Source organism: Aeromicrobium endophyticum, from assembly GCF_003586285.1.
Lineage (GTDB): Bacteria > Actinomycetota > Actinomycetes > Propionibacteriales > Nocardioidaceae > Aeromicrobium > Aeromicrobium endophyticum.
Genome location: NZ_QUBR01000002.1, coordinates 654,793 through 666,449, shown reverse-complemented (window position 1 = coordinate 666,449; position 11,657 = coordinate 654,793). Strand labels below are relative to the sequence as shown.

At 69.8% G+C, this 11,657-nt stretch carries 10 protein-coding genes; 9 read left to right on the top strand and 1 reads right to left on the bottom strand.

Annotation, left to right across the window (positions count from 1 at the left end; translation table 11 throughout):
- The first annotated feature begins 98 nt into the window (after positions 1-98).
- A complete protein-coding gene (locus DX116_RS13840; protein WP_119704832.1) occupies positions 99-413 on the top strand; it encodes an ArsR/SmtB family transcription factor in 315 nt (104 codons plus the stop codon).
- On the opposite strand, the gene serB is transcribed toward DX116_RS13840, so the two are convergent.
- The gene (gene serB, locus DX116_RS13835) at positions 410-1,621 is read right to left on the bottom strand and encodes a phosphoserine phosphatase SerB (protein WP_119704831.1); all 1,212 of its coding nucleotides are present in this window, start codon (positions 1,619-1,621) and stop codon (positions 410-412) included. The genes DX116_RS13840 and serB overlap by 4 nt on opposite strands.
- A 92-nt stretch (positions 1,622-1,713) precedes the next feature.
- Here serB and DX116_RS13830 point away from each other — a divergent pair, with 92 nt between their 5' ends.
- From DX116_RS13830 to DX116_RS13795, 8 genes are all read left to right on the top strand, one after another.
- Entirely contained in the window at positions 1,714-2,544 is an 831-nt protein-coding gene (locus tag DX116_RS13830) for an ABC transporter ATP-binding protein (RefSeq protein ID WP_119704830.1), read from the top strand.
- On the top strand, positions 2,541-3,011 hold the full coding sequence (locus DX116_RS13825; protein ID WP_119704829.1) for an NfeD family protein: 471 nt from the start codon (positions 2,541-2,543) through the stop codon (positions 3,009-3,011). The genes DX116_RS13830 and DX116_RS13825 overlap by 4 nt, the downstream gene beginning before the upstream one ends.
- A complete protein-coding gene (locus DX116_RS13820; RefSeq protein WP_119704828.1) occupies positions 3,011-4,114 on the top strand; it encodes an SPFH domain-containing protein in 1,104 nt (367 codons plus the stop codon). Before DX116_RS13825 ends, DX116_RS13820 begins: the two co-directional genes overlap by 1 nt.
- 209 nt (positions 4,115-4,323) lie before the next feature.
- Complete coding sequence (pstC, locus tag DX116_RS13815; protein WP_233556782.1) at positions 4,324-5,337, top strand: phosphate ABC transporter permease subunit PstC; 1,014 nt, start codon at positions 4,324-4,326, stop codon at positions 5,335-5,337.
- Positions 5,337-6,476, top strand: coding sequence for a phosphate ABC transporter permease PstA (pstA, locus tag DX116_RS13810; RefSeq protein WP_119704827.1), 1,140 nt, complete (start codon positions 5,337-5,339; stop codon positions 6,474-6,476). The genes pstC and pstA overlap by 1 nt, the downstream gene beginning before the upstream one ends.
- On the top strand, positions 6,473-8,110 hold the full coding sequence (locus DX116_RS13805) for a phosphate ABC transporter substrate-binding protein PstS (protein ID WP_233556781.1): 1,638 nt from the start codon (positions 6,473-6,475) through the stop codon (positions 8,108-8,110). The genes pstA and DX116_RS13805 overlap by 4 nt, the downstream gene beginning before the upstream one ends.
- On the top strand, positions 8,107-10,671 hold the full coding sequence (locus DX116_RS13800; RefSeq protein ID WP_119704826.1) for a hypothetical protein: 2,565 nt from the start codon (positions 8,107-8,109) through the stop codon (positions 10,669-10,671). The genes DX116_RS13805 and DX116_RS13800 overlap by 4 nt, the downstream gene beginning before the upstream one ends.
- Positions 10,668-11,585, top strand: a complete 918-nt coding sequence (locus tag DX116_RS13795; protein WP_147393673.1) for a sortase domain-containing protein — start codon at positions 10,668-10,670, stop codon at positions 11,583-11,585. Before DX116_RS13800 ends, DX116_RS13795 begins: the two co-directional genes overlap by 4 nt.
- The last annotated feature ends 72 nt before the right edge of the window (positions 11,586-11,657 follow it).

Below are 11,657 nucleotides of genomic sequence, written 5' to 3'. Positions count from 1 at the left end.
GTGGTCTCCAGGAGCAGGGGGCGGGATCGATCGGTTCGAACCAAGTGGAACTGTCTCACCGTACGCCGATCCTTGGAAAGTTCAAGTATTGTCGAACCATGACCACGCTCACACAGCTGCCGCACCCCGACGTCGCCGACGTCGAGGTCACCGACGTGCTGTTCGCCCTCAGCGACCCCGCGCGCCTGCAGATCGTCCGCGAGCTCGCCGCAGGGCCCCTGACGATGGCCGAGTGCGGAGTCACCAACCCCGATCTGCCGAAGTCGACCAAGTCGCACCTCATGAAGGTGCTGCGCGAGGCCGGCATCGTGCGCAACGAGCCCGACGGACGGCGCCGCGTCGTCAGCCTGCGCAAGGACGAGCTCGACGCGCGGTTCCCGGGGCTGATCGACTCGGTGCTGGGCGGACGCTAGACCGAATCGGCGGCGTCGGCCGCCTCGACCTCTTCGCGGGTGATGCCGAGCAGGTAGACGATCGCGTCGAGGTACGGCACGTTGACCGATGTCTTCGCCTGGTCGCGCACGAGGGGCTTGGCGTTGAACGCGATGCCGAGCCCCGATGCCGCGAGCATGTCGAGGTCGTTGGCGCCGTCACCGATCGCCACGGTGTTCTTGACCGGGATGCGCGCCTCGTCGGCGAACCGGCGCAGCGCCTCGGCCTTGCCGGCACGGTCGACGACCGGCCCGACGACGCGACCGGTGAGACGTCCGTCGACCACCTCGAGCTCGTTGGCCGCGAAGTAGTCGACCTCGAGCTCGGCGGCGATCCTCTGGATGATCTGCGTGAACCCGCCGCTGACCAGCGCGAACCGGTAGCCCAGGCGCTTGAGCGTGCGGATCATGGTGCGTGCGCCCTTGGCGTACTCGAGCGAGTCGTACACCGCGTCGAGGGCGGACTCCTCGACCCCCTCGAGCAGGGCGACCCGGGCGGTCAGCGACTCGCCGAAGTCGAGCTCGCCGCGCATCGCCGACTCCGTGATGCGCGCGACCTCCTGCTCGCAGCCCGCGTGCGCCGCGATCATCTCGATGACCTCGCCCTGGATGAGGGTCGAGTCGACGTCCATGACGACGAGGCGCTGGGCGTGACGCAGGATGCCGTTCTCCTGCACCGCGACGTCGACCCCCTGCTCGTGCGCGATCGCGGCCAGGTGCGCCTGCAGCTCGTCGGGGTCGGCTCCCGACACCTCCATGCGGATCGCCGTGACGGGGTAGCGGGCCATGCGCACGATGCGGTCGATGTTGCCGCCGTCGTCCTTGATGCCCTGCGCCAGCGCCGACATGGCGGCCGGGCGCAGCGGAGCACCCAGCACCACGACCTGCGCGCGTCCGACCCGGCGCGCCCGGTTGTCGCCCGTGCCGTGCTCGACCGTCACCTCGAGCCCGAAGTGGTCGCCGACCCCGCGCACGGTCCGCTCGAGGCTCGGCACGTCGTCGGGCACGGTGAGCAGGGCGCTGAGGATGAGGCGTCCGCGCACGACGAGCTGCTCGACGTCGATGACCTCGACGCCGGTAGGTGCCAGCTCGCCGAACAGGCGCGTGGTGACGCCGCTCTGATCGGGACCCATGAGGGTCACCAGGACGGTCGGATCGGTGAAGTGCACGGTGGGCACGGGCTCGGTCATCGCAAGAGAGGCTATCGCTGACGCCGAACACCGGCGCGATAGGTTGGCCGCACCGCACCACCGTCGAACCAGGTCCACGACCAGGAGGCCGCATGCCCGCCGCTTTCGAGCTCTCGGAGGTCAGCGTGATGCGCCCCGGCAAGCTGCTGCTCGCGGACGTCAGCTGGACCGTGGACGAGAACGAGCGCTGGGTGGTGCTCGGCCCCAACGGCGCCGGCAAGACGACGCTGCTGCAGATCATCGGCGCCTCCATGCACCCGACGGTCGGCACCGTCGACATCCTCGGCGAGCGTCTCGGCCAGGTCGACCTCTCCGAGCTGCGCACCCGCATCGGCCACACCAGCACCAAGGTCGCCGAGCGCATCCCGCCGGCCGAGTCGGTCCGCGACGTCGTGCTGTCGGCCGCCTACGCCGTGACGGGCCGGTGGAACGAGGAGTACGACGAGCACGACCACGCCCGTGCCGAGCAGATCATGGGGGAGTGGGGCATCGCGCCGCTGGCCGGACGCACGTTCGGCACGCTGTCGGAGGGCGAGCGCAAGCGCGTCCTGATCGCCCGTGCCCTGATGACCGACCCCGAGCTGCTGCTGCTCGACGAGCCAGGAGCCGGCCTCGACCTCGGTGCGCGCGAAGACCTCCTGGCCAGCCTCGAGACGCTCGCGCACGACGACGACTCGCCGGCGCTCGTGATGGTGTCGCACCACGTCGAGGAGATCCCGATCGGCTTCACCCACGTGCTGCTCCTGCGCGACGGCAAGGTCGTCGCGCAAGGTCCCATCGACGAGGCGCTCACCGCCGACAACCTCTCGAGGACGTTCGGCCAGCGCATCCAGCTCGACGACGACGGTGGACGCTACGCGGCCCGCCGTGCAGGATACGGACGCCGGGCCGTGCGGCCCGCCGACACGGGGGAGAACGCATGACCGACTGGATCCGCGACCACGCCTGGGCCGCCTGGCTGGGGCTCGCCGTCGTCCTGGCCGTCGTCGAGATGCTGAGCCTCGACCTGGTGCTGCTGATGTTCGCCGTCGGTGCGATCGCCGCCGGCGCCGCCGCCGGTCTCGGCGCCCCGGTGTGGATCACCGTGCCGATCTTCGCGATCGTCTCGCTGCTCCTGCTGTTCCTCGTCCGGCCCTCCGTCGTGGCCAAGCTGCACGCCGGCCCGACGCTGCAGACCGGTCACGCCAACCTCGTCGGGACCACCGCTGTCGTCGTCGAGCCGGTCGACGCGCGTCAGGGTCGCGTGCAGCTGCGCGGCGAGCTCTGGTCGGCCCGCACCGAGCTCGACACCGTCCTCGACACCGGCGCGGAGGTGCTCGTCGTCCGCATCGACGGGGCCACCGCCGTCGTCACCTCAGCCACCGCATCACCCCTCTCCAAGGAGTCCTGATGTCCGCAGCACTGATCGTGCTCGTCCTGCTCGCCGTCCTGGCGATCGTCGTCGTATCGATGACGGTCAAGATCGTCCCCCAGGCCCGGTCGGGCATCGTCGAGCGCTTCGGCAAGTACCGCACGACCCTGTCGGCCGGCCTCAACATCGTCATGCCGTTCATCGACAAGGTGCGTTACGTCATCGACCTGCGCGAGCAGGTCGTGTCGTTCCCGCCGCAGCCCGTCATCACCGAGGACAACCTCGTGGTGTCGATCGACACCGTCATCTACTTCCAGGTGACCGACCCGGTCGCCGCGACGTACGAGATCGCCAACTACATCCAGGCCATCGAGCAGCTGACGATGACGACGCTGCGCAACATCACCGGTGGCATGACCCTCGAGCACGCGCTGACCAGCCGTGACCAGATCAACTCCGGCCTGCGCGGCGAGCTCGACTCGGCCACCGGCAAGTGGGGCATCCGCGTCAACCGTGTCGAGCTCAAGGGCATCGACCCGCCGCCGTCGATCATCGACGCGATGGAGCAGCAGATGCGCGCCGAGCGCAACAAGCGCGCCGCGATCCTGACCGCCGAGGGCGAGCGCCAGTCGGCCATCCTCACCGCCGAGGGCGACAAGCAGTCGGCCATCCTGACGGCCGAGGGCCAGCGCCAGGCGCAGATCCTGACAGCGCAGGCCGACCGCCAGGCCCAGATCCTGCGAGCCCAGGGCGAGGCGCAGGCCATCCAGACCGTCTTCCAGGCGATCCACGACGGCAACCCCGACCAGAAGCTGCTGTCGTACCAGTACCTGCAGATGCTGCCGAAGATCGCCGAGGGCGACAACGCGACGACCTGGATCATCCCGGCCGAGCTCACCAAGGCGCTCGGCACGCTCGGCGGCACGATCGGCTCGATCCCCGTCGACGGCGGCGGCAGCAAGACGCGCGTCGACTACGACTCGGAGATCGAGGACGACTCGGTGCAGACCGAGGCCACCAACGAGGCCGTCCAGGAGGCGCTCGACGCCGCCAAGGCGGCCGAGAACCCGGCGACGACGGCGGCCGACGTGCCGCCCGCGCCGCCGACGGAGCCGCCCCCGGCTCCGCCCGCGCAGCAGTAGCGACACGCCTCGCCCCTTGAGCTTGTCGAAAGGCCCCTTTCGACCAGCTCGAGGGGCGTTGCTGCGTCTCAGGAGGCACTTTCGGGTCGGGGAGCAGAAGGTACGTCGTGCGTTCATCGCTCGTTCACCGCAGACGGTCCGCAGCAGGGTCTGCGTGGCCTAGGTTCCTCGCGACACCTTCGAATCCTGTCGCGAAATGAGCCCCATCTGTGAGCACGACCCTGCGCTCCGCCCTGCCCGAGGCGGAGGAGGACGAGCCGCGCGATCTGTGGATCGACGAGTCCGGCTCCGACCGGGCCTTCGTCCTCGGATCGCGCGCCATCGCCGCGACCGTCCTGGCGATCACCGCCGGTATCGGCCTGTTCCTGGCCTTCTCGGCCGTCCCGACCTTCGGCCGCTACGGCTTCGGGTTCCTGACCGAGACCCAGTGGCAGCCCGAGGCGGACATCCTCGGCATCGGGGCGGTGCTCATCGGCACCTTCACGATCGCCGCCGTGGCGCTGCTGTTCGCGTTCCCCCTGTCGGTGATGACCGCGCTCTACATCGCCGAGTACGCCCCCGCGCGCATCAAGGCGACGTTGGTGTCGCTGGTCGACCTGATGGCCGCCGTGCCGAGCATCATCTACGGCCTCTGGGGCTTCACGCTCGTGCAGCCCCACGCCAGCGCCTTCGCCCTCTGGTTGCACCAGCACCTGGGCTGGATCCCGTTCTTCCGCGTCGACGCCGATCCGAATGCCGCGGTCTGGGAGCAGTCCCGCTACACCGCGTCGGCGTTCGTCGCCGGCATCGCGGTGGCGATGATGGTCGTGCCGATGGCGTGCGCCGTGATGCAGCAGGTGTTCTCGCAGGCTCCTCCCGGTGAGCGCGAGGCGGCCTTCGCCCTCGGGGCGACCCACTGGGGCGTCGTGCGGACGGTCGTCCTGCCGTTCGGCAAGGGCGGCATCATCGGCGGCACGATGCTGGGCCTGGGCCGGGCGCTCGGCGAGACCATCGCGGTGGTGCTCATCATCTCACCGTCGTTCGACCTCAAGATCAAGCCGCTCGAGATCGGCACCAACTCGATCTCCGCACTGATCGCCGGCCGATTCGGCGAGGCGACGTCGCTGCAGCTGCAGGCACTGCTGACGGCCGGCTTCGTGCTGTTCCTCATCACGCTGGGCATCAACACGCTCGCCGCGATGGTCGTGGCACGCAGCCGCTCAGGACAGGGAGCTGACGCCTGATGAGCATCGACCTCGACCCTCGCCCCGTCCCGGTGACCGCACCGGTGTTGCGGACGTCGCTGCGCACGGAGCCGTCGTCGACCGACTCGGTCCCGGCGCACGCCCGGCGGTCCCTCAGCCGGTCGACCGCCGAGCAGCGGTTCGAGCTGATCGGCTGCTGGGTCGCGGCGCTCGCGCTGTCGTGGCTGGTGTGCGACCGGATCATGCCGTGGGACGGCGTGCTGGTGTTCGTCGCCGTGACGGTCGTGGTGGGCGTCGTGCTGCTGGCCGTGATCACCGCGATCGACGCCGGCTGGCCCGAGGTCGTCGACCGGATCGTCACGACGGTCATCACGCTCGCGGCCGCGCTCGTGGGCCTCGCGCTGGTCTCGACGGTGCTGTTCATCTTCGTCAAGGGCTACAAGCCGCTGCTGCACCTCAACACCTTCTTCGACGACATGCGCGGGGTCGGCCCCCGCGACGCGCTGAGCAAGGGAGGCATCGCCCACGCGATCGTCGGCTCGCTCATCGAGGTCGGCCTCGCGATCCTCGTGGCGATCCCGCTGGGCATCGGCACCGCGATCTACATGACCGAGATCGGCGGGCGCTTCGCCCGCGTCGTCCGCACGATCGTCGAGGCCATGACGGCGCTGCCGTCGATCGTGGCGGGCCTGTTCATCTACACGACGTTGATCGTGGGACTCGGGGTACCGCGCTCGGGCCTGGCCGCCGCGATGGCGCTCGGCGTCATGATGCTGCCGATCATCGCGCGCGCCTCCGACGTGGTCCTGCGCGTCGTGCCCGGCAGCCTGCGAGAGGCCAGCCTCGCGCTCGGAGCATCCCGGTGGAGGACCGTCTGGCACATCGTGCTGCCCACGGCGCGGCCGGGCCTGGCGACCGCCGTCATCCTCGGTGTCGCGCGAGGCATCGGCGAGACGTCCCCGGTGCTGCTGACCTCGGGTGCCGCGTCCTTCATGGTCACCAATCCCACCGACGGGGTCATGAACTCGCTGCCGCTGTTCATCTTCTCCACCGTCCGCAGCGGCGAGCCGATCTACATCGAGCGCGCCTACGGCGCCGCAGCGATCCTGCTCGCCGTCGTCCTCGTCCTGTTCGTCACCGCTCGCCTGCTCGCCCGCCCCCGAAAGGGATCCCGTTGAACACCCACCTGAACATCCCGGACCGCAGCTCCTCCCGGCGCGCGAGAGCGGCCTTGGCCGGGCTCGTGGCCCTGCTGGCGTCCTCGCTCATGATCGTGACGGCCAACCCGGCCCAGGCCGCCTACACCCAGATCGAGGGCTCGGGCTCCACGTGGTCGCAGGGCATCGTGTCGCAGTGGATCGCCGACGTCGACGCCAACGGCATGAAGATCACCTACAACGGCGCCGGCTCGTCGCAGGGTCGCAAGGACTTCGCGTCGAACGTCACCGACTTCGGCATCACCGAGATCCCGTACCAGGGCAAGGACGAGTACGGCGCGGTCGACACCGCCGGAGGCCGCGAGTTCGCCTACATGCCGATCGTCGCGGGAGGCACGGCGTTCACCTACCAGGTGCTGGTCGGCGGCAAGCCCGTCAAGGACCTGCGGCTCTCGGGCGACACGATCGCCAAGATCTTCACCAACCAGATCACCAACTGGAACGACCCCGCGATCACGAAGGACAACAACGGTCGCAAGCTGCCGAGCCTGACGATCGTGCCGGTCGTACGATCGGACGGATCGGGCACGACGGCCCAGTTCACGGCCTGGCTCGACAAGCAGTTCCCGAGCATCTGGCAGCCGTACTTCGGCAAGTCCGGCCTGACGTCCTACTACCCCAAGAAGCCGGGCACGAAGACGATCAGCGCGGCTGGCTCCGACCAGGTCATGAACACGATCTCGAGCAAGCAGGGCAACGGCTCGATCGGCTACGTCGAGTACTCCTACCCCGTCAACAAGAAGTACCCGGTCGTCAAGGTGCTGAACAAGGCCGGCTACTTCGTCGAGCCGACGCAGTACAACGTGGCGGTGGCCCTCACGAAGGCCCAGATCAACACCGATGCGAGCTCGCAGGCCTACCTGACCTCGATCCTGGACGGCGTCTACACGTCGACTGACCCGCGGGCCTACCCGTTGTCGTCGTACTCGTACATGCTGCTGCCGACCGGCGCGAAGGACCAGCGCATGACGACGTCGAAGCGCCAGACGCTCACCGACTTCATGTTCTACTCGCTGTGCCAGGGGCAGAGCAAGGCCGGACCGTACGGCTACTCGCCGCTGCCGCTCAACCTGGTGCAGGCCGGCTTCGACCAGCTCAAGAAGCTGTCCGTCGCCGATCCTGCGGTCGACTTCAAGGACCGCGACGTCACCAAGTGCAACAACCCCACGTTCGTGGCGGGCGACCTGTCGAAGAACAAGCTCGCCGAGATCGCACCCCAACCGCCGGCCTGCGACAAGGTCGGGGCGGGACCGTGCGGGCTCGAGACGGGCAAGGCGCCCACGACGCCCGAGGCGGCCAAGAACGGCAAGCCGACCGACGGCACGGCCGCGCCCGTCGCGTCGGCGCCGTCCGGCGCGGCTCCGGCTGCCGTCGACCCGGAGACCGGGGTGGCGGCCCCGACCACTGCCGACACCACCGACACGAGCCAGGCCGCGGTCGCGGTGCCGACCGAGCTGGTCGCAGGACGTGCCGGCGACACCAAGGTGTTCGGTGCGCTGGCGGCCCTCGAGCTGCTGGCGATCATCCTCGCGCCCGGTGTGGGCGCGGTCTACTTCAAGCGTCGTGCGCGACGCAGGCAGGGAGCCTGGTCATGAGCGCCATCATCCGTCCACGCGAGCTCGTCTCGCTGCTGCTCGGCCTGACCCTGATCGCGGTCATGGTCGCCACCGGCGACAGTCGTGCCTCGGCCGCGCCGACCGACGAGGTCGGCGCCTTCAGCAAGACCAAGACGGTGACGCGCGAGTTCGTCGACGGGGACCAGACCGAGCTCGTCGACTCGCGCGACGTGACGGTCAACGTGGACCACACGCTCAACCTGCGCGGTCGCGAGCGGGTCAAGATCGACTGGTCGGGCGCTCGACCCAGCGCGGGCCGCGCAGCCAACCCGGCCGGCGAGAAGGGCATGTCGCAGGAGTACCCCGTCGTGATCCTGCAGTGCCGCGGTCAGGACGACCAGAGCCTGCCGGAGGCGCAGCGGCTGAGTCCGAAGACGTGCTGGACCTCGACGGTGCAGCAGCGCTCGCAGTCCGCCGTGCAGCGCAACGCGGTCTGGCGGCACGACGCCTACGCGTCGGAGACCGACCGCGAGCAGGTGTCCGGTGTCGACCCGACCGCCGGGTGCGACGTCGACCCCGAGTTCTGGACGCACGCCACGCCGTTCGTGGCCGCCAGCGGCAAGACGTTCGCTGCGTGCAGCGGCTCCACGATGCCCCCCGAGGCGGCCGTCGGTGCTTCCTTCCCCCCGGCCGAGGTCGCCAGCTTCACGAACGCGGACGGCAAGGGCGAGGCCAACTTCGAGGTGCGGTCGGCGACCGAGAACGAGTCGCTCGGTTGCAGCAGCTCGACCCCGTGCTCGATCGTCGTCATCCCGATCATGGGTCTGAGCTGTGCCGACACCCCGGCCGCGGACCCGTGCGAGGCGACCGGCAGCTTCCGCACCGGGTCGAACAACTTCGCCAACGAGGGCGTCGACGCCGCGGTGTCGCCGCTGTACTGGTGGAGCGAGTCGAACTGGCGCAACCGCATCACGGTGCCGCTCACGTTCGGCCTGCCACCCGACGCGTGCGACGTCCTCGACTCCCGGGCACCCACGGCCTTCTACGGTTCGGAGCTCATGAGCCAGGCCGCCCTGCAGTGGTCGCCGGCCTACTGCCTGCGCAAGGACCGGTTCAAGTTCCAGCTCAACAGGCTGGGTGACGACCCGGCGTTCGCCCTGGTCGAGAACGGCCAGGCGACAGCGGCCTTCGTGTCCGGGACGCGGGAGAAGGAGACGACCGAGAAGTTCGGCTACGCACCGACCGCGGTGACCGGCTTCGCGATCTCGTACATCGTCGACGAGCCAGACAACGCCGGAGAGCGCCAAGAGCTGCGTCTGACGCCACGGCTCGTCGCCAAGCTGCTGACCCAGTCGTACCTCGGCTCCGACCTGGGCCGTGGTCATCCCGGGATGGCCGCCAACCCGCTGTCGATCAACAACGATCCCGACTTCCGGGCGCTGAACCCCGGGCTCGACACCGGGTCCCGCGAGGCTGGAGCAGCGCTGCTCTCGCTCTCGGAGTCGTCCGACGTGATCTCGAGCCTCACCGACTACATCGCCCATGACAAGGAGGCGATGGCATTCGTCAACGGTGCTGCCGACCCGTGGGGCATGGTGGTCAACCCCAGCTACCGCAAGATCAAGCTGCCCACGGCCGAGTTCCCGCTGCTCGACAGCTATGTGCCGACGACCAACGACGAGTGCCGTCAGCAGAACCCCGGCCCGTACTTCAGCCAGCTCGCCGCCCCCGTCACGACGTTCCGGAAGGTCGCCGAGGCTGTGCTCGACGGATGGCCCAACGTCCAGACGAGGTGCGAGCGCTCGTCGCCGTCCGATCCCTACAAGACCGGGCGCGTCGACCGTCAGGGCGTGGGCTCTCGGTTCATGCTCGGCGTCGTGAGCCTGGGTGACGCTGCGCGGTTCGGCCTGCGCACCGCCGCGCTGCAGACCGCCTCGAGCGTCAGCCCGAACGCTGCGTTCGACTCGCCCGAGGGGCGGACGTTCGTCGCCCCGACCGATGCGAGCCTGAGTGCCGCAGCAAGCATGGCCAAGCAGCAGGGCACCAGCAAGGCCTTCGACCTGAGCCAGGCCCGCCTGGCCAAGAAGGCGTCCGCGTACCCCGGCACGATGGTCGTCTACACGGCGGCCAAGACGAGGGGCCTCGACAGGGCCGAGGCCAAGAAGGTCGCCTCGTTCATCCGGATCTCCACCTCCGAGGGCCAGGTCCAGGGCTCGGGCAACGGCAAGCTGCCCGCTGGCTACGTGCCGATCCGGAAGTCAGGACCGACCGCGGCCCTGTACGCCCAGGCGCAGAAGGTCGCCAAGCTGGTCGAGGCACAGAAGGAGCCTGCGGCGAAGCCCACCAAGGCGGCGCCCACCAAGGCGGCCCCGGCCGCAGCGGCACCTGCAGGAAGTGCTGACGTCCCGCCCGCGGCCGCAGCCCCGGCACCGGCCGCGGCCACGCCGACGGCCGCCGTGACGACCGACGTCGTCGCGACAGCCTCGAACACCTCCGGGCCGGCCCAGTCGTTGCTCCCGGTGCTGGTCGCCCTGCTGCTGCTCGCCGGCCTCGGCGGCCCCGGCACCCGTCTGGTCGCGGAGTGGAGGAGGCGCCGATGACCGCCGTGCTCGGCGGACGCCGCCGCTTCTCGCGTCCCGCCCGGATGTGGCCGCTGGTCACGTCAGCGCCGCCGACGGCAGCGCCGGTGTCCGAGACGGTCTCGATCGTCAGCACCTCGCTGACGGTCCTGGCCGTCGTCGTCGCCTGGTTCCTCGCGCAGCTGATGCTGCTCGGCGGCATCGAGCAGGGTCGCGCCCAGGACCGCCTGTACGACCAGTTCAGGGAGCAGCTGGCAGCCGCGACGGCGCCCGTGGGCGGCATCATCGCTCCGGGAGCACCGGTCGCGGTCATGAGCATTCCCTCGCTGGGCTGGGAGCAGGTCGTCACGGAGGGCACGTCCGCCGGCACGTTGCTGAACGGTCCCGGTCACCGTCGGGACACCGTGCTCCCCGGTCAGGCCGGGGTCTCGCTGGTGTACGGACGGTCGAGCACCTTCGGCCGCCCGTTCGCGCCGATCCTGTCATCGGGCGCGGGCGCGAAGATGACGGTCGTCACGGGACAGGGCACCGCGACGTACACCCTGGGCTCGGTCCGCCGGGCGGGCGATCCGATGCCGCCGGCTCCGAGCGGCACGGCGTCGCGGATCACGCTCGTGACGTCGGACGGCTCGTCCGCCCTCAGCCCCGGCGACGTCGTCTACATCGATGCGACCTCGACCGGCGACACCTTCGTGGCACCGCCCGGCCGGCTCAACGCGATCGCCCCCTCGGAGACGGCGATGGCGGCCGACCGGAGTGTGATGCCGGCCCTCGCACTGAGCCTCGGGGCACTGGCCCTCGTGACGGTCGGGGTGCTGGTGGCGCGCCGTCGCTTCGGGATGGCGCGCACGTGGCTGGTCGGTGCTCCCATCGTCGTCGCACTCGCCTGGATGAGCGCAGACCTGACGACGTACCTGCTCCCGAATCTCCTGTGATCCCAGGAAATCCGAGTGGCCTGCCAATGGACATCCGGCGTTCATCTCAAACGCCACGGGGCCCGTCCAGAC